This is a genomic window from Actinacidiphila bryophytorum (assembly GCF_016916835.1).
Taxonomy (GTDB): Bacteria; Actinomycetota; Actinomycetes; order Streptomycetales; family Streptomycetaceae; genus Actinacidiphila; species Actinacidiphila bryophytorum.
The window spans coordinates 97,947-117,284 of the sequence record NZ_JAFFIX010000001.1; the positions used below are offsets into that span (position 1 = coordinate 97,947).

Annotated in this window: 12 protein-coding genes; 7 read left to right on the forward strand and 5 right to left on the reverse strand. The window is 70.3% G+C overall.

Going from position 1 to position 19,338, the window contains the following annotated elements:
• Positions 1 to 35 precede the first annotated feature (35 nt).
• Positions 36 to 1,442 (reverse strand): M1 family metallopeptidase, encoded by a 1,407-nt coding sequence (locus JT723_RS00420; protein WP_205042253.1) that lies wholly within the window; start codon positions 1,440 to 1,442, stop codon positions 36 to 38.
• A gap of 287 nt (positions 1,443 to 1,729) precedes the next feature.
• Here JT723_RS00420 and JT723_RS00425 point away from each other — a divergent pair, with 287 nt between their 5' ends.
• The 3 genes from JT723_RS00425 (at position 1,730) to JT723_RS00435 (ending at position 9,902) form a co-directional block, all read left to right on the forward strand.
• Entirely contained in the window at positions 1,730 to 2,887 is a 1,158-nt protein-coding gene (locus tag JT723_RS00425) for a PP2C family protein-serine/threonine phosphatase (RefSeq protein ID WP_251512772.1), read from the forward strand.
• 299 nt (positions 2,888 to 3,186) lie between these two features.
• A complete protein-coding gene (locus tag JT723_RS00430; RefSeq protein WP_205042254.1) occupies positions 3,187 to 9,345 on the forward strand; it encodes an FG-GAP-like repeat-containing protein in 6,159 nt (2,052 codons plus the stop codon).
• A gap of 104 nt (positions 9,346 to 9,449) precedes the next feature.
• Positions 9,450 to 9,902, forward strand: coding sequence for a hypothetical protein (locus JT723_RS00435; RefSeq protein ID WP_205042256.1), 453 nt, complete (start codon positions 9,450 to 9,452; stop codon positions 9,900 to 9,902).
• Between the two features lie 66 nt (positions 9,903 to 9,968).
• Here JT723_RS00435 and JT723_RS00440 read toward each other — a convergent pair whose 3' ends face one another.
• Positions 9,969 to 11,747: a putative bifunctional diguanylate cyclase/phosphodiesterase gene (locus JT723_RS00440; protein ID WP_205042264.1), complete on the reverse strand. Its 1,779-nt coding sequence runs from the start codon at positions 11,745 to 11,747 to the stop codon at positions 9,969 to 9,971.
• 436 nt (positions 11,748 to 12,183) lie between these two features.
• Between JT723_RS00440 and JT723_RS00445 the strand changes: the two genes are divergently transcribed.
• A complete protein-coding gene (locus JT723_RS00445; protein ID WP_372441184.1) occupies positions 12,184 to 13,377 on the forward strand; it encodes a M6 family metalloprotease domain-containing protein in 1,194 nt (397 codons plus the stop codon).
• The gene (locus JT723_RS00450; protein ID WP_251512776.1) at positions 13,358 to 14,641 is read left to right on the forward strand and encodes a M6 family metalloprotease domain-containing protein; all 1,284 of its coding nucleotides are present in this window, start codon (positions 13,358 to 13,360) and stop codon (positions 14,639 to 14,641) included. The genes JT723_RS00445 and JT723_RS00450 overlap by 20 nt, the downstream gene beginning before the upstream one ends.
• 16 nt (positions 14,642 to 14,657) lie before the next feature.
• Here the strand turns inward: JT723_RS00450 and JT723_RS00455 are convergent, their stop codons facing one another.
• From JT723_RS00455 to JT723_RS00465, 3 genes are all read right to left on the reverse strand, one after another.
• Positions 14,658 to 15,086 carry an OsmC family peroxiredoxin gene (locus tag JT723_RS00455; protein ID WP_205042274.1) on the reverse strand — a complete coding sequence of 143 codons (429 nt, stop codon included), beginning with the start codon at positions 15,084 to 15,086 and terminating at the stop codon, positions 14,658 to 14,660.
• A 304-nt stretch (positions 15,087 to 15,390) separates the two neighbouring features.
• On the reverse strand, positions 15,391 to 15,981 hold the full coding sequence (locus JT723_RS00460; RefSeq protein ID WP_205042276.1) for a histidine phosphatase family protein: 591 nt from the start codon (positions 15,979 to 15,981) through the stop codon (positions 15,391 to 15,393).
• 44 nt (positions 15,982 to 16,025) lie between these two features.
• Complete coding sequence (locus JT723_RS00465) at positions 16,026 to 16,715, reverse strand: TetR/AcrR family transcriptional regulator (RefSeq protein ID WP_205042279.1); 690 nt, start codon at positions 16,713 to 16,715, stop codon at positions 16,026 to 16,028.
• A gap of 291 nt (positions 16,716 to 17,006) precedes the next feature.
• Between JT723_RS00465 and JT723_RS00470 the strand changes: the two genes are divergently transcribed.
• A complete protein-coding gene (locus JT723_RS00470) occupies positions 17,007 to 18,020 on the forward strand; it encodes a phosphatase PAP2 family protein (RefSeq protein ID WP_205042281.1) in 1,014 nt (337 codons plus the stop codon).
• 21 nt (positions 18,021 to 18,041) lie between these two features.
• Positions 18,042 to 19,115 carry a hypothetical protein gene (locus JT723_RS00475; RefSeq protein ID WP_205042282.1) on the forward strand — a complete coding sequence of 358 codons (1,074 nt, stop codon included), beginning with the start codon at positions 18,042 to 18,044 and terminating at the stop codon, positions 19,113 to 19,115.
• Positions 19,116 to 19,338: the final 223 nt, after the last annotated feature.

A 19,338-nucleotide genomic window follows, 5' to 3' on the forward strand; every position in this document is an offset into this window, starting at 1 on the left:
TCCGCCCGGGTCCATGGTGCCGTATCAGCCGGGCGTCACCCGCCGGGGAGTACGGCGGGCTTGGCCGGGGTGTACAGCCAGGTCTGGAAGAAGCCGCCCAGGTCCTTGCCCGACAGGCGCTCGGCCAGGGCGCGGAACTGCGCGATGGTGCCGTTGCCGTAGCGGTGCTGCGCGGGCCAGGCCTTGAGCAGCGCGCGGAAGGCGGGCTCCCCGACGGTGATGCGCAGCGCCTGGATGGCGACGGCGCCGCGGTCGTAGACGGCGTCGTCGAACTGCTTGGCCGGCCCCGGGTCGCCCGGCTCGACCGTCCAGAAGGGGTCGTCGGCCGGGTGGGCGTCGTAGGTCTGCCGGGCGATCTGCTGCACGGTCGCGGTGCCCTGGTGCTCGGCCCACAGCCAGCTGCCGTACGTCGCGAAGCCCTCGTTCAGCCAGATGTCGGACCAGCGGGCGAGCGAGACGTCGTCGCCCCACCACTGGTGGGACAGCTCGTGCGCGACGGTGCCGATGCCGTCGGTGGTGGCGAAGACCGCGGGGCTGTAGAAGACCCGGGTCTGCGCTTCGAGGGAGAAGTGCGAGGGGACGTCGGGGACGTAACCGCCGGCCGCGTCGAAGGGGTAGGGGCCGAACCAGCCGCTGAGGAAGTCGATGATCTCGCCGGTGCGCTCGACGCCGGCCCGCGCGTTGGCTGCGGTGGCCGCGGGCAGCGCCGTGCTGTAGGCGTTGATGACCGGCACGCCGGTTCGGGTGCGGCTGCGGGTGATGTCGAAGTGCCCGAGGGCGAGCGTGGCCAGGTAGGTGGCCTGCGGCCGGTCCTGGTGCCAGTGGTAGGAGCTCCAGCCGTCCGCGGTGTGCTGCGAGACCAGCAGGCCGTTGCTGATCGCCTGCTCGCCCGCCGGGACCTGCACGTCGACGTCGTAGGTGGCCTTGTCCAGCGGGTGGTCGTTGCTGGGGAACCACCACCAGGCCGACTCGGGCTCGTTGGCCGCGACCCCGCCGTCCGCGGTGCGCTGCCAGGAGGTGAAGCCGTAGCGCTCGACGCTGGAGGGCACGCCGGAGTAGGTGACCGCGACGGTGATGCGGTGGCCGCGCGGGATCGCCTTCGCCGGGGTGACGACCAGCTCCTGTTCGCCGCTGGTGGCGAAGGCCGCGGGGCGGCCGTCCACCGTCACCTTGCTGACCGTCAGTGCGAAGTCCAGGTCGAAGCTGGTCAGGCCCTGGGTGGCGGTCGCCTGCAGGGTGGCGGTGCCGGACAGGGTGTCGGTCGCGGGCTGGTAGCGGAGGTCGAGGTCGTAGTGGGAGACGTCGTAGCCGCCGTTGCCGTACGTCGGGTAGTACGGGTCGCCGATGCCGGGTGCTCCCGGTCCCGCGTCGGCGGCGGCTGCCGGGATCACCAGCAGGAAGCCGAGGGCGGCGGCAGCGGGTGCGATCAGTCTGAGGCGCACAGGGTCCTCCAGCGCGGGGCGGTCCGCCCCATGGGTGGCAGGTACACGACGACCCTAGGAAGATCCGGCCGCCACAGCCACCCCGCGGCCCCCCGCTGTCGCAGAAACTTCACCCGGCGCAACAGTCGCGGCGAAACCTTGCCGCGACACCCCGCCGCAGCACTCCCGCCGGCACCGGCCGCGCACACCGGGAACGCCGCCGCGGGCCGGACCGTTTCCCGCTCGGACGGAGTCGATCACCCGGGCGAGCGGCTGACGCGACGGGTGCGGGCGGATAGGTTCACCATGTGAAGAATGTCTGGCTGACCAGAGCCCTCCAGCGGGTGGAGGGGGAGTATCTGGCGCGCATGGGCCTGTCGCTGCCGCTGGCATCCATCGCCCTGGTCATCATCGCGGACCTCATCGCGGGCCGGGACCACTTCCTCACCCCCGGCATCGTGGTCGCGCCCCCGCTCGCCGCGATCACCGTGACCTGGCGCAAGACGCTCTTCATCGGAGTGTTCGGCCTCTTCGTGCAGGCCGCACTCGCCCCCTACGACGGCATCACCGACATCCCCGACCACGACGTCTTCTTCGGCCAGGCCTTCGCCTACGCCCTCGTCACCCTCTTCAGCGTCTACATCGCCTGGCGCCGCGAGACCGGGGCCAGGGCCTTCACCGCCATCGCCTCCGTCGCCGAGGCCGCCCAGCACGCCCTGATGCGCCCGCCCGACCCGCGCGTCGGATCCGTACGGCTCGCCGTGCGGTACGTCTCCGCCGCCGACGCCGCGCAGATCGGCGGCGACCTCTACGCGGTCATCGACACCCCGCACGGCGTAAGGGCGCTCATCGGCGACGTCCGCGGCAAAGGGCTCGCCGCGGTGCAGACCTCCGCGGTCGTCCTGGGCGCCTTCCGCGAAGCGGCCTTCGACGAGGGCGGGCTCGACACCGTCGCCCGCCGCGTCGACACCAGCGTCGGGCGGCACGTCACCACCGGCGACTTCATCACCGCGCTCTTCGCACAGTTCGACGAGCCCGGCAGCGTCGAACTCCTCCACTACGGCCACGTCGCGCCGCTGCGGGTCTCCCGAGACGGCGCGGTCGAGACGCTCGACCCCGCCGAGCCGTGGGTGCCGCTCGGGCTCGCCGACCTCGTGTCGGGCGGCCCGACCGCCTGGCGCGTGCCCATGCTTCCCGGGGACGTGCTCGTGCTGTGCACCGACGGGGTCATCGAGGCGCGCAGCCCGCTCGACAACACGTTCTATCCGCTCGGGGAGCGGGTCGGCCCGCTCGTGGCCGGAGCGGGCCGTGACCTCGACGCGGCGGTCGAGCGGGTCTACGAGGACCTCCTCCGGCACGCCGGCGGTTCCCTCTCGGACGACGTCGTCCTCCTCCTGCTGTCCCCCCAGCCCGAGGCCCTCCCGGCCCACCCCCAGGACCCGCCCCTCCTCGGCGACGCCATCTGAGAGGTCATTCAGCCAAATCTGCCAAGAATTGCGCTAGGCGTTCCGGGCAACCTTGACACCGGTGGGCCCGTCACCAAGGATGACCCTGCCATATAGGCGCCTGGTTTACGTGGGGGGATTTGATGGGTGGGGTTCGGCATGGGCTGCGTCGCGGGATTTGCGGATTACTGGCTGCTGCATTCTTAACGGCGGCACTGCCCGGGGCCGCCGTTGCCTCCGACGAGAAGGAAATCCCAAAAACGAAGACGGCAATAGGTCAGGATTCTGGTGGAGTACGGCCCTTGAAACCTGCGAAACCGATGACGCTCAAGGAGCGGCATGACCAGGTTCAGAAGGACGACTTCATCCGGAGGTTGCCGCTTGGTCTCCGCCGTTCTGTGGAGAAGTCTCCGCGGTTGACTCTGCCCGCAGGCAAGCGGCCGGCCAGCACATCACGGAAGACGCCGATGACTTCACTCTCGGCGGCCGATCCGTTCGAGGGAGCCATCTGGGGATCCACCTACGAGAATTTTCCACCGCCTACTGACGACGGCAAGGTGACAGACGTTTCCGCCGGCGTCCCCGTCTCGCCTCAGCTCTTTGTTGATGCCCAGCCCGGCGAGACCACGTGGGAGGTAAACGCCAGTGGATCTTTGACCTTCCCGCCCTCCTATACCCGGATCGAGCTGTACAACGCTTCGACGAACGCCCTGGTGTCCACTCGCATCACCAACCACCAGACCTCCACGGACGGGGATACGCTGGGCGTCTGCCTGCAGTGGCTGTACAGCGGCCTCATGAATCAGTGCGCCTGGATCGTCACGGATGGTGCGATAGCGGGAACCGCTGGAACGAAGTACTACGCGAAATTATCCTTCGCAACACAGCAGACCCTTCATTACTACCAAATCTCAGACACCATATATCAGGAGTACTGGCTCCCGACGGCCTGGACGACTCCGGTCACGACGGCCTCGGGACCTGCTGTGCACACACCAGGAATCCCTGGTGGCATGGACGGTCAGTGTTCGTGCTCTCACCAGACAAACCGTGCTGATCCGGTGAACACCGCGACCGGGACGGTGACGGAAACGGTGACAGATGCAGCGGTTCCGGGGAAGGGTGTGCCGCTCACTCTGCAGCGGTCATACCGGTCCGATGCCTCGGCGGCAACCGGGTTGCTGGGGAAGGGTTGGTCGCTCGGGCTCGAGTCGTCGCTCGCTCCGGCCAGTGATCAGGCGACGCTGATCGACGCCGACGGCGCGAAGGTGGTGTTCACCAAGAACTCCGACGGCACCTTTTCGGCACCCAAGCCCGTTCGGTACATTCTGTCGGCCGTTTCCGGTGGATTCACGGTCACTGCCCTTGACCACAGCACTCGCACTTTCGACACCGCCGGGCGACTCACCGCGGTGAAGGACAGCGACGGGAGCGGTCTTTCACTCGGTTACGCTTCTGGTGTACTCAGCAGTATCACCGATGCCGCGGGCCGCACCGCTTCCCTTACGGTCGACAGCGCGACGGGCCGGCTCACAGCGGTCACCTTGCAGGACGGCCGGAGTGTCGGATACGCCTATACGGGCGGTCAGCTGACGAGCGTGACCGGCATGGACGGCGGGGTGACGAAGTACACCTACGACGGTACCGGCCGACTGGCGACGATTGTGGACGCCAACGGCAACACGGTCACGCAGAACACCTACGACGCGACGACCGGCCGGATCGCTAAGCAGATCGACGCGGGCGGCAAGGAGATCCTCTTCGGTTGGACGCCCACGGAGGGTGCACCCGGCGGTTCCGGGGAGTCGGATATGACAGCCCCGAATGGCGGCATCTGGACGGATGTCTATCAGGCGGGTGTCCTGATGAGCAGCTCGGACCCGCTCGGCCACGGTCCCAGTCGCAGTTACGACCCGTCGCTGAACATCGCCGAGCAGGTCGACGCCAATTTCGAGTCGGCGGACATGACATACGACGCTCATGGCAACGTTCTCACGGCGACCGCGGGTGGGAAGACCGAGAAGTGGCAGTACGACAGTGCGGACAGGCTGACCAACCACACCGACGGCCTGGGACATACCACGACGTACACCTACGACGGCGACAGCGCCCGGCCTCTGACGGAGAGCGGGGCCGCGGGGACCACCACCTACACCTACAACTCCAGCGACCTGGTGGAGACCGAGACGTCACCTGGCGGGAATGTCACCACCTACGGCTATGACGCCGCCGGCAACCTCACATCGACCACCACGCCCGAAGGCAACACATCGACGACCACGTACGACGATGCGGGCCGGGTGACCAGCGAGACCGACCCCCGCGGCAACCTGCCAGGGGCTGATCCCTCCAAGTTCACCACCACTTACGACTACGACGCCCAGGGGCGGCTGAAGACCCAGACGGATCCGCTGGGGCACACCACGTCGTACACGTACGACGGCAACGGGAACCAGCTGACCGTCACCGACGCCTTGGGGCAGGTCACCACCTACGGGTATGACACGTTCAACCGCCGCACCTCGGTAAAGGGTCCGGACGGAAAGACGTCGACGACCGAGTATGACGCGGCGGGCAACGTCACCGCGACTGTCGACCCATTGGGCAACCGCACCACGAGCACCTACGACACAGCCAAGCGGCTGATCTCGACCACGTCTCCCCGCGGCAATGAAACGGGGGCCGACAAGGCGAAGTTCACCACGACCTACGCCTACGACGGCGTGGGAAACCGCACCGACGTCGTAGACCCCGCGGGCGGCGAAACCGTCACAGAGTACGACGGCTTGAGCCGCGTGACCTCGGTGACCGACCCGCTGGGCCACAAGACGCTGACCAGCTACGACGATGACGGGAACATCGCCACGACGACGGACGCGCTGGGGAAGGTCACGACGTACACCTACGATGCGGCGGATCGGCAGAAGACGGTCACGGATCCGCTCGGCAAGGTCACGTCCTACGGGTACGACGCCGAGGGCCACCAGACGTCCCAGACGACGCCGCTGGGATTCACCACGTCCTGGACGTTCGACGATGACGGCCGGATGATCACGCAGGTCGACCCGCGCGGGAATGTCGCCGGGGCGGACCCGTCGAACTTCACCACGACCTTCGGCTACGACGCTGCCGGCAACAAGACCACGGTCACGGACGCACTGGGCAAGACAACCACCACCGCCTACGACGCCAACGACGATGCGACGTCGGTGAAGGACCCCCTCGGGCGGGAGACGACGACGCGCTACGACGACCTGGGCCGGATCGACAAGGTGACCGCTCCGGACGGCGCCGCGACCATCTACTCCTACAACGTCACCGGAACCTTGGCTACCCGCGAGGATCCCAACGGGCACACCACGACCTACGGGTACGACGATGCCGGACGGCAGACCTCGGTGACCGACCCGCTGGGGCGCGTACGGACCGTGGGCTACGACGCGGACGGCAACGCCGCCACGGTCACGGACGCGCGCGGCATCACCACCACCACGGCATTTGACGGCCGAGGGCTGCCGTCGGGAACGGCGTACAGCGACAACACTCCGGCTGTCGGCTACTCCTACTTCGGGGACGGAAAGCAGAAGACCATCACCGACGGAACCGGCACACGCACCTTCGGATACGACGCGGACGGCCGACTGGCCTCGGTGACCCCGTCGGCCGGCAAGGGCGCGTTCTCCTACACCTACGACGACGACGGCCGGATCACCAGCCGTACTGAGGACTACAGCGACGGCGCTCCCCTGGACTGGTCAGGCGCAGTCCAGACCGTGAGTGCAGACCTGAACGGCGACGGCACGACGGACGTAGTCCGAACCGACTCCAAGGACGGCATCCGCACCTACCTCGGCCACCCAGACGGCACCTTCACGCCTGGAAGCACGCTGACCGGCACTGGGACCGGGTTCACCCAGGTCGTGCCCATCGAACTCACCAGCGACGGCAAGACCGACCTGCTCACCATCGACAAGTCCACCGGCCACATGCTCCGCTACAACGGCGACGGCTCCGGTGGATTCGCTGCAGCGGCCAACGTCGGCGCAGGCTGGAGTGCGATGACCCTGACGCCGGGGGACTTCACCGGCGACGGCAAGCAGGACTTCCTGGCGTTCAACTCGTCCGAAAACCAGATGTACCTCTATCCCGGCAAGGGCGACGGCACCTTTGGCACCCGCAGCGTCTTCGGCTCGGGTTGGGCGACGTACCGGCCGATCTCGCTGGACTTCAACGGCGACGGCAAGATCGACCTCCTCGCCATCAACGATGCCGACGGGAAACTGTACTTCTATCCCGGAAAAGGCGACGGCACCGTTGCCACCCGCGTCCAAGTCGGCACCGGATGGACCACCTTCCACATCGCCCCCGGCGACTTCAACGGCGACGGCAAACTCGACCTCCTTGGCCGGGACACGGTGGGCAACAAGCTCTACGTGTACCCCGGCACCGGATCAGGCACCGTGAGCGCTCGGATCACCGAAGCCGATTCCTGGACCGGCTACGGCGACCCCGTCATGGGCCGCTTCGACAACAACGCCACCCTCGACATCGCCGCCACCGACACCACCGGCCACCTGCGCGTGTGGACGAACGACGGCGCCGCCCACCTGACCGGCGCCGTGCCCGCCGCAACGCCGGCCTCGGGCCAGAAGACCACCTACGGCTACGACGACGACTCCCGCCAGACCTCCCAGACCGGACCCACCGGGACCGTTGCCTACGCCTACGACCCGGCCGAGAACCTCACCACGACCACCCTGCCCGCAGCCAACGGCTATACCGAGAAACGAGGCTACGACGCGGATGGCCGCTTGACGTCGATCGGCAGCACCAAGGACTCCAGCACCCTGGCGGACTGGCAATTGAGCCTCGACGCCGTGGGACAGCCCACCCGCATCGACGCCACCCGTACCGGCAAGGCGACCGCCTACCAGTACTACACCTACGACAACGCCGGCCGACTCCTGACCGACTGCACCTCGGCAGCCAAAACCACCGCCTGCCCCGCAACCGACCTCGCCGCCGGAACGACCTATACCTATGACGGCGTCGGCAACCGCACCACCGCCACCACCAACGGCGCCCTGACCACGTACTCCTACGACGCGGCCGACGAGCTCACCGAGAGCCTCACCGGCACAACCACCACCAGCTACAGCTACGACAAAAACGGCAACCAGACCGGCGACGGCACCAACACCTTCAGCTACGACGCCGGCAACCACCTCACCACCCTCACCAGCGGAAGCACCACCTACACCTACGGGTACGACGCCGCCGGCAACCGCACCACCGCCGCCAAGAACGGCACACGCCAGCGCAGCACCGTCTGGGACACCAACTACCAACTCCCCCAGGCTGCAGCCGAATACGGGGCCTCGGGCGCCCTGACTGCCGACTACCAGTACAACCCGCTGGAGCAGATCCAGTCCCAGACCACTCCGACCGGGAGCGCCGTCTACTACCACCACGACCAACTCGGGTCCGTCACCGACCTCACCGACAACACAGGCAACCTCCAAACCAGCTACGCCTACACCGCCTACGGCCAGACCACCCGAACCAACACCGGCACCAACCCACCGGCCAACCCCTTCACCTACACCGGCCAGTACGAAGAACCCACCACCGCAGCCGCCGGCCTCTACCTCCGCGCCCGCAACTACGACCCCACCACCGGCCGATTCACCGCCACCGACCCGCTGACGATCCAAACCGGCACCCCAGTCACCGCGCCCTACGTCTACGCCAGCGACGCGCCCACCCGGCTCGTGGACCCATCGGGCAAGTGCTCCGTGTGGGAGGCCGCCAGCTGGCCAGGCTGTGACCCCAAGAACCTGACGGGAGGGCTGCTCGAAACCATCTCCGAAAACTTGGAGTGCCAGTACGAGAATTTCGTAGGGCCGTCTCAAGGGCGGCTCGCAGGCGAGGCGAGATTCGCTAAGGAGGAGAGCTTTATCTTCGGCGAGATGATGCGGAATGTGAATTCCCCTGTAGTGAAATCAATTAGAGCCGTTAATTCCACAACGCTCGACGTCTTCGGAGTTCCGCTGGGGTCTCCTCAGAGTGGGTGGCCCTTCACCACGGCTGGCGCAGCCGCCACTTGGGCTGCGATGGTCAGGCCCGGCGGCCCTTGGGACCACAAGGGGGTTCTCCAGCAGATCGCCGGTGGCAAACTCTGGAGCCAGGTGCCCGGTAAGGAATTGGAAGTATTCTACGACATCTGGTCCAACATCCATTACGGGTATGTTGGCCGAAGTGCCAAATTCAGCCGACTTGAACTCAAGTACGGTCAGCAACTGCCCGGCACCGGCCATACCGACAAGGGTGACATCCTCACCTCCGGGCTGGGAATGGATCTGTGGGAAGCGTTCGGCTCAGGACTGACTATCCGCGCATTCCACCAGTCCACGGAGCGCCTCATCGGACGAATGTCCAAAACGGCGGATGTATCACAAGTAAGGTATGCGGCATGGTAAAAGAACCCGCGATTCGGATAGTCAACTGCGCTGCAGTGTGCTTCGTCTCGCTGTGCCTCACGGCATGTGGGAATGAGATGGGTGGCGGACAGCAGCCGCCCACCATGCTGATAATCGACGGTCCGCGGGGGGCGGGTGAATGGCATCCAATTCGCCTGAGCGGGCAGGACAACGGCTCGGAAGCTTCGAGGAGATGGCTTCAGCGGATCGATGACTTCACGGAGACGGTCCGCATCTACCCCTCCGACAAGGTTGCTGCAAACGCATTCAGAACAAGCTCGCCAGAGAAGACGACGGACACCTACGTGGGGGCCGAGGAGTACTCCATAGGGGCGCGGCTGATGGGTGCGGACCAGGTTGACTACAAGTGCGGGACCTGGGACGAGCGGGCGCAGTGCATCACATGGTGGGCCTGGGCGCGCTACGGTCGGTACACGGTGGAATTGACCTACCGGCGTGCCGACGGCAGCACGACCAGCCTGACGGACCCCCAACTGGCAGTGATGGTCACCAATGCCGGAACTGACGTAGCGGAGAAATACCGCGCGATCAGCTGATCCGGGCGCCGGCTGATGGGCACTCGGAAGTATCCGAGGATTCACGTTCCGCGGCCCGAGGCCGGGTCAGGCCAGCAGGCCTGAGATCGCGTCAGGTCCCACCGGGCGGGAGTAGTGCCAGCCCTGGCCGGTGTCGCAGCCGATGCGGCGCAGGCGCTCGGCCTGCTCGGCGTTCTCCACGCACTCGGCCGTCACCGTCAGGCCGAGCCGGTGGGCGAGGTCCACCAGGGCCTCGACGATGGTCTCGTCGGCCGGGTTGGGGTGCTCGGCCGAGCGGAAGCCCTGGACGAAGGAGCCGTCGAGTTTGAGCGCGGAGACCGGCAGCCGGCTCATGTAGGCCAGGTTCGAGTAGCCGGTGCCGAAGTCGTCGATGGCGATGCGTACGCCCATCTCGTGCAGCGCGTGCAGCGCCTGCAGCGGCCGCCCCGCCGAGCCCATCACCGCCGACTCGGTCAGCTCCAGCTGCAGCAGCCGCGGCGGCAGCCCGGTCTCGGCCAGGATCCCGGCGACGTCCGAGACCAGGTCGGAGTCCCACATCTGGCGGACCGCCACGTTCACGCTGACCACCAGCGGGGCCGCCGGGTGGGCCAGCTGCCAGGCGCGGGCCTGCCGGCAGCCCTCGGCGAGCACCCAGCGGCCCAGCTGCACGATGGAGCCGTCCTCCTCGGCCAGGCCGATGAAGCGGTTGGGGGCCAGCCGCCCGAAGTGCGGGTGCTCCCAGCGCACCAGCGCCTCGACCCCGCGCAGCTCGCCGGTGTCCAGGGCGACCAGCGGCTGGTAGTCCAGCACGAACTCGCCGCGCTCCACGGCCTGCCGCAAGGTGCGCGACAGCGCCTGCCGGGTCATCCGGTGCTCGTTGCGCTCGGGGTCGAAGAGCGTCCAGCGGGCCTTGCCGTCGGCCTTGGCCCAGTACAGCGTGGTGTCGGCGGCCTGCATCAGCCCGGTGGCGGAGCTGCCGGGCGCCTCCCGCTCCACCACCCCGATGCTCGCCGAGACCGCGAGGCGCTGCCCGGCCACGTCGAAGGGCTGCTGCAGCGCGGTCAGCACGGACTCGGCGAGCGCGGTGGCCTGCCCGGTGCCGGTGGAGTCCCGTACCAGCAGCGCGAACTCGTCGCCGCCGAGCCGGGCCACCAGGTGCCCGCCGGGCTCGGCGCAGGCCAGCAGCCGGCGGGCGACGGCGGCCAGCAGCTCGTCGCCGACCCGGTGGCCGAGGGTGTCGTTGACCGCCTTGAAGCCGTCCAGGTCGAGGTAGCACAGCCCGATCCGGCCGGTGCCCCGGCCGGGCGCGCTGTCGCACGCGTCGGTGAGCCGCTCGAAGAACAGCGCCCTGTTGGGCAGCTTCGTCACCGGGTCGTGCATGCGCAGGTGCCGCAACTGCTCGCGCAGCGCGTCCCGTTCGCCGACGTCCTCGACGGTCAGCAGCAGCGGGCTCGCCCCGGTCCGCGACAGCGTCACCTCGGCAAGCAGGGCCGCGCCGTCCTGCCGGGTGATCCGCCGGGTGCAGCGCAGCCGGTCGCGGCGGCCGGTGAGCACGTCGTGGAAGGCGGCCCTGGCGTGCGGGTCGCCTGCCAGGCCGAGCAGCGCTCCCGCGCCGACCGCCGCGAGGCGCTCGGGTGCGGCTCCCAGCAGGGTCGCAAGCGCCGGGTTGGCGGCCAGCACCTCGCCCTCGGGCGACAGCAGCGCCATCGCGGACCTGGCCACCGCGAAGGCGGCCCGGTAGTCGCGCAGCTCGGCTTCGTCGCGTGCCCCCGTGCCGCGCGGGCGCGGGGCAGAGCTGTGACTCTGTGTGATGACCTGTGCTGTGCTGTCGGGGTCGACGCCGGGGCCGCCCGCGGGTCCGCCCATGGCCTGCTCCCCGTGTCGCGCTCGTCTCGCACGCGATCATATGGGCTGGCGGAGCAGGCGATCCAGCGTCGCCGTGGTGATTCTCCGCACGGCCCCCCGGTGGCCGACCGATTCTGCGCGAATGGGCACCGGTCCTGATCGCCTCACCAGTGCCGCTACGGAACGTAATGTCGTCGCCCGTCCAGGTGTTCGCCGTGCCCCGGGGTGCCGGAACCACCCGGGCGGAGCAGCCGAACTCCGCATACCACCGCAATCCATAGCAAGGTGGTTGAGGTGTCCCGAACGGGCTCGCGAACCCTCCCCGGAGGTCCATGTGCGGCGGTCAGGCATCTCGGCAGGTGATACGCGGGGCGCTGGAGGCGTTCGGTACGCGCGTGGCGCCGGCGCCGCGCCCGGGCGCCCGCGCGGGGGGCGTTCAGCGGCGTCCGGGGCCTTCGTGCTGGGTGCGCTGGTCGCCTGGACGCTCGCCACCGGGCCGACCGCGCACGCGGCGCCCGCCTCCGCCGCCTGCCTGCTGCCGCGCACCCAGGTGCATCACTCCGAGGGCGTGGACACCGCCCCCGCCGGCTACGCCAAGGCGCAGGGCGACGTGCAGGCGCTGATGGTCTTCCTGTCCTTCCCCGACACCCCCCCGGCGCTGACCCCGCAAGAGGTGGCGGCCGACCACTACCCGGCCACCTCCGACTTCTACGACCAGGCCTCCTACGGGAAGTTCCGGCTGCACCTGCACACCGTGGACCGGTGGGTACCGATGCCGCACTCGGCGACCTCGTACGCCATCAGCCGCGACTGGGCGGCCGCCGACCGCACCGCCTACCTGCGCGACGCCCTGACCGCGGCGGACCCCGTGGTGGACTTCCGCGGCTACGACGTGGTCTACCTGGTGGCCGACCCCGACGCGCCCGGGGTGGACTCCGACGCCACGAAGGTGGTCAACCTCGCCTCGCCCGTCACCCTGGACGGCAATCCGCTGGCCCGCATGGTGACGGTCTTCGAACGGCACCCCCCGGACCGCAACGTGCTCGCCCACGAGACCGGCCACGTCTTCGACCTGCCCGACCTCTACTACCGCCCGCCGGTGGGCAGCACCGCCGACTGGGACACCCACGTCGGCGACTGGGACCTGATGGGCAGCCAGTTCGGCCTGGCCCCCGAGCCCTTCGCCTGGCACAAGTGGAAGCTCGGCTGGCTGGAGCCCGGCCAGGTCGGCTGCATCACCGGCACCGGCACGACCTACCACGACCTCAGCCCCGACGAGACCCCCGGCGGCACCAAGCTGCTGGTCGTGCGCACCGGCGCGGACAGCGCGCTGGCCATCGAGGCCCGCAGCGCCACCGGCAACGACGCCACCGCCTGCCGGGAGGGCGTGCTGCTCTACCGGGTGCGCTCCGACCGCGAGTCGGGCGACGGCCCCATCGACGTACTCGACGGACACCCCGGCCACTCCGCCTGCGCCGCCACCTCGGTCTACCCGCCGCTGGCCGACGCGCCGCTGGGGGTGGGGGAGTCCTACGCGCTGCCCGACGGCACCACCCGGGTCACCGTCACCGGGCACGAGCCGGACGGCGCCTGGGCGGTCAAGATCACCGAGAGCGCGCCGGGCGGTGACGGTGCGGGCCGCCCGGGGTAGCGCGGCAGGACGGCCCGGCCACCTGCGGCGGTTCGCCGCCAGGGGTGCCAGGACGGCGGCGATCGGCGCGGCCGGGCTGCTGGCCGTGGGCAGTTCGGTCTCCGCGGGCTCCGGGCCGCCCGCGCTGCCCGCCAACCCGCCCGCCGCCCGGCCCTGCGCGCTGCGGGCCGTGCCCGGCGTCGCCATGTCCGAGGGCTTCTCCGACACCACCGCCCGCGGCCCCGACGCCGAGTTCGCCCCGAGCGTCGGCACGGTCCACGCGCTGACCCTGCTGATCGACTTCCCCGACGCGCCCGCGCCCTACAGCGCCCGCGAGCGGTACGCCGAGTTCTTCCCCGCGGTCAAGCAGTGGTACGCGGCGGCCTCGTACGGCAAGCTCGACTACGAGTCCACCCCGGTGCTGCGCTACATACGCATGCCGCGGCCCTTCAGCGCGTACGGCATAGGCCGCGGCTACGGCTGGGACGCGCACACCGCGATGATGCGCGACCTGCTCAAGGCCGCCGACGCCTCCATAGACTTCCGCGGCTACGACCTGGTCAACGTCCTGGTCACGCCGAACGCGGGGCCGCCCGCCGACGAGGCGGTGCTGTCGGTCACCTGGACCGGGGCCTCCGCCGCGACCACCGACGACGGCGCCCACCTGAACAAGGTCTCGCTCATCTACGGCCACGACCAGTCGGGTTCACGGGTCCTCAGCCACGAGAACGGCCACGCCTTCGGACTGCCCGACCTCTACTCCGCCGACGACTTCCAGCGCACCGACGGCCTCGCCGGGCAGTGGGACACCATGTCGCTCGACTGGGGCCTGCAGGGCGACCTCTTCGCCTGGCACAAGTGGCGGCTGGGCTGGCTGACCGACCGGCAGATCGCCTGCGTCACCTCGCGCGGCAGCGCCACCTACCACCTCAGCCCGGTCGAGACACCCGGCGGACGCAAGGCCGTGATCATCCCCTACGGCCCCACCCGGGTCTTCGTGATCGAGGCCAGGGCCGCCGTCGGCGACGACCACGACGCCTGCCGCCAGGGCGTCCTGGCCTACACCGTGCGCACCGACATCGACTCGGGGCAGGGTCCCGTCACCGTCGTGGACGGCCACCCGGGCAGCTCCGCCTGCGACTTCAGCAGCGGCGCCTTCAACTCCCTCAACGACGCGCCCTTCACCGCAGGGCAGACCTTCACCGACGACGCGGCGCACGTGGCCTTCACGGTGCTGGGCCGGGACGCGGCGGGCGACTGGTCGATACGCGTCACCCGCCGCTGACTTCCAACGGCTGCGATCAGCTGAGCAGTTCGGCCTCAAGGGTGATGTTCACGCCCGCGAGCGCCTTGCTGACCGGGCAGTTCGCCTTCGCGTCCTGCGCCGCCGCCTCGAAAGCCTCGGCGGTCAGACCGGGCACCCGGGCCTTCACCGACAACGTGATGCCGGTGATGCCCTCACCGGGCTGGAAGGTGACGTTCGCGACGGTCTGCACGGTCTCCGGCGGGGTGCCCGCACCGGCCAGGCCGTGCGAGAGCGCCATCGAGTAGCAGGAGGAGTGGGCCGCCGCGATCAGCTCCTCGGGGCTGGTCTTGCCGTTGGCCGCCTCGGCGCGGGACGGCCAGGAGACCTCGTAGGTGCCGACACCCGATGTGTCGAGCGAGACGGTGCCGGCGCCGCCGATCAGCGCGCCCTTCCACTGGGTGGTCGCGGTGCGGGTGGTTGCCATGGTGAAAGCCTCCATCGAGTACGTACCGTCGGTCCGCGGCTCCCGCCGCTCTCCGAACGCTACCCGGTCCGGTCCCCTGCCCGGCGCCGCCCACCGCCCCGCGCCCCCGGCCCGGTTGCCGTCCGGGCTGGGCCGTGTTTTGGAAGTAGCGCCGTCCGCCCACAGGGCGGGCCCCGCGGCGTCTGGTGCGTGCGATCGCAAGGCGGAGGGTCGTCCTCGTAGTGGGCCTGCTCGGACGACTCCGACAACGCAGCGAGCGTGCGTGCCAGACGCCGCGGGGCAGGCGGGACTTCCAAAACACGGCCTAGCCCAGGTGGCCCGTGTCGTTCCAGCGCTCGATCGCCGGCTCCCCGTACGCCCAGCCGAGGACCGACAGCGAGGCCGGGTCAAGACGCAGCGACGCGCCGAAGGACGGCGGCAGGCCCAGCCAGCGGGCGCCCAGCGTGCGCAGCACATGGCCGTGCGCGAAGACCAGCACGTCCCGCGGCGCCGAGCGCGCCCAGGCCACCACGTCGTCGGCGCGCACCGCCACGTCGTCGGGCGACTCGCCGTTCGGGACGCCGTCCCGCCAGATGTTCCAGCCGGGCCGCAGCTCCTGCAGCTGCGCCGGGGTGCGGCCCTCGTAGTCGCCGTAGTCCCACTCCAGCAGCGCGTCCCACTCCTTGGCGCCGGCGAAGCCCGCGGCGCGGCAGGTGTCGGCGGCCCGCCGCAGCGGGCTGGTGCGCACCTCGGCGTCCCGCAGGCCCTCCCACGCCGCGCCCGCCAGCCGCTCGCCCAGCAGCACCGCCGTCCTGCGGCCCTCGTCGGTCAGCGGGATGTCGGTACGCCCGGTGTGGCGGCCGGACAGGGACCATTCCGTCTGGCCGTGCCTGACCAGAAGGATGCGCGCAGCCATGCAGGGCGGCCTCTCGTGCGGGGACGGGAAACCCCCATCATCGCTCAGACCTGCGCCGTACCGCCCAGCAGCCCCCGCAGCAGCCCGTCCAGGCCGTACTCGAACTGGCCCGAGCCCTCGCTCTGCGTGCACAGCAGCTCGGGCGCCAGCGCGACCAGCGCCGGGTAGGCGTCGCTCGGCAGCGCCGCGATCCTGGCCCGCACCCGGTCCCGGGCGCCCTCCTGGCACAGCGCCCGGGCGCGCCGGGTGTTCCACAGCGCGGAGCCCACCGTGTACTGCATGAGGGCGACATGCGCGTGCGCGGCGTCCGCGGGGGTGAGCCCGGCGCTGCGCAGCAGCCCCAGCATGCGGTCGATCAGCGCTATCGCGTCGTCGCCGCGCAGCGGCCGGTCCGCCAGCAGCTCCAGCGCCGAAGGATGCTCGGTGAACAGCCGGTACACCCCGACGCACACCTCGCGCAATTCACTTTGCAGATCGCCCGAACCGCCCGGCGGAAGCTCTATCGTGTCCAGCAGCCGCTGGGCGACGGCGTCACTGATCTCGTCCTTGCCCCGGAAGTGCGAGTAGACGGCCATCGTGCCGACACCGAGCTGCTGGGCGAGGCCGCGCATGGTGAAGGCCTCGGCGCCGTCGCGGTCGAGCAGGGTCAGTGCGGCATCGAGGATACGGTCGGGGTTGAGCGAGTTGCGCGGGGCGCGGCGCCGTGGGGGGCGGACCGGCTGGGTCACGGACATCCGATTCTCTTGTTCTCGTCCTTCGCTGCTGTGCGCGGCCTGCTGCTGCGGTGCGGTGTGTGCCGGGTACGAGGCAACCCGGGGCGGTGCCCCGGGCGTCCTTCGCCTTGCATACCCCCACCACGGGAAGGTTGAACACCGTACGAGCGTTGAACACCGGGGAAAATCGGGGTTCGCGCGCTACCGCAGGGGTGGTGTGCGTACGGTTTAGCGTACGTCGTACGGTAGAGGGTACGCGACAAGTCCATGACCGCCACCTGCGGCCCGCGGAGAACCTGGAGAGACGCCCGCATGACGATCACCGCCACCGCGCCGCGAGCTGCCGCCTACCGTGGCAAATTGCGCTGGTGGACCGAGCTGCCGCTGATTGCCGTGGTCTATGGCCTGTACTCGGGCGCGCGGCTGCTGGTGCGCGGGGACGTGGACGACGCGGTGGACACCGGCGCGGACATCCTGCACTTCGAGCAGCTGACCCACCTCGACCCCGAGCGCTGGTTCAACCACCTGTTCACCGAGCACGCCTTCCTCGGCGTGCCCGCCGACTTCGCCTACGCCTCGCTGCACTACATCGTCACCCCCTCGATCCTGGTCTGGCTCTGGCTGCGCCGCCCCACCCACTACCGGCAGGCCCGCACCTGGCTGCTGATCTCCACCCTCATCGGCCTGATCGGCTTCACCCTGGTGCCCACCGCCCCGCCCCGGCTGCTGCCCGGCGCGCACGGCTTCATCGACACCATGGCGCAGTACGGCTCCTACGGCTGGTGGGGCACCGACGCGAGCGCCCCCCGGGGCCTGGGACACCTCACCAACCAGTACGCGGCCATGCCGAGCCTGCACGTCGGCTGGTCCCTGTGGTGCGGCATCATGCTCTTCCGCTACGGCCGCAACGTCGTCGTCCGCACTCTCGGGGTGCTCTACCCGCTGACCACCGCACTGGTCGTCATGGGCACCGCCAACCACTACCTGATGGACGCCGCGGCAGGCGTCGCCACCATGGGCGTCGGTTTCCTGCTCGCCGCGCCCGCGCTGCGGCTCGTCGACCGGGTCCAGGCCCGCGTCACCGGCGCGATCGCCGCCCGGCGCGGCAAGAGCGGCGGCCAGACCGTCGTCGCGTCGAACGTCGCGAACGGTGCGAACGCGGCCGGCGGTGCCAAGGTCGCGAACGGTGCCAACGGTGCGAACGGTGCCGGCGGTGCGAAGGTGCCGTCGCCGCGGACCGTCCCGGTGCCCGACGACGCCGACCGCGACCCCGGCGCACCCGGCGGAAACGCGGCAGGGCGCGGCGAGCGCAGCCGGATGTCCTAGCCGGGTGCCACACTTTCGCGGGTGAGCACTACGCACCACACACTGCGGGAGCAGCTGGCCGCCCTCCGCGGCCAGGACACGCCGCCCCGCCCGCTCGACGCGCGCGCACTGGCCGCACTCGCCGCCAACCCCGGCTGCCGGCGCCGCGCCCTCCTCGACGCCGCCGGCGTCGACAAGGGCGCGGTCGCCGAAACCCTCGGGGCGCCCGCCCGCTTCGGCCAGTCGCGGTTCGCCTTCTCCCGCGGCCACGCCTTCGAGGCCCGCGTCAAAGCCGACGGCTGCGCCGAACTGCTGCGGCTGCTGGGCGCCGACGGGGCGCACGCGGAGGTCCCCGACCTCGCCGCGGCAGGCCCCGAGGGGCGGGCCGCCCGCACCAGGCTCGCCCTCGACCAGGCCACACCCGGCGCCTGGACCCTGCTCGACCACCCGCTGCTCACCCTCGACGTCGCCGGGTCCACCGTCTTCCTCGAACCCGACGCCGTCGCCGTCGCGCCCGACGGCGCATGGACCGTCGCCGAGATCAAGTCCTTCCCGATCCTGGACGGCGGCGCCGACGCGATGAAGGTCGGGGCGGCGGCCCGGCAGGCCGCGGTCTACGTCCTCGCCCTCGACGCCCTCACCCCCGGGCGCGCCCGCACCGACGTGCTCCTGGTCTGCCCCAAGGACTTCTCCAACCTCCCCACCGCCGAACGGGTCGACGTCCGCAAACAGCTCGCCGTCACCCGGCGGCAGCTCGCCCGGCTCACCCGGATCGAGGAGATCGCCGCCACCCTCCCCGATGGCACGTGCTTCGACCCCGGCGCACCCCGGGAGGCGCTCACCGCCGCGGTCGACTCCGTCCCGGCCGCCTACGCGCCGGAGTGCCTCGCGGACTGCGAACTGGCCTACCACTGCCGGGACCGCTCCCGGGCCGCGGACTCCGTCGACGCGCTCGGCCGCGGCCTGCGGTCCGACCTCGGTGCGCTCACCACGGTCGGCTCGGTCCTCGCGGCCTCCGCCGCCCCCTTCACGCCCGACGCGGACCCGGCGGTCGCGGCTCTCCGCCGTGCGGCACGCCTCCGGGCGGAGGCCCTGGCCCTCCCCCCGACCTCATGACCCCCCGCCCTGCCCAACCCCGCAGTTCCCCGAGCCCCTTGCGGCGGTCGGTCGCCTTTCCCCGGGCGGTGGGTTGCGCGCGCAGTTCCCCGCACCCCTTCAGGCCCTGCCTCTTGCGGTGGGCGGTCGCCTTCCCCCCGGTGGTGGGCTGGTCTCGCCGCTCCCCGAGCCCCCGGGTGGGTGCCGCGTCCTGTCGCGTTCACAGTCCCGGTGCGTGGTGGCT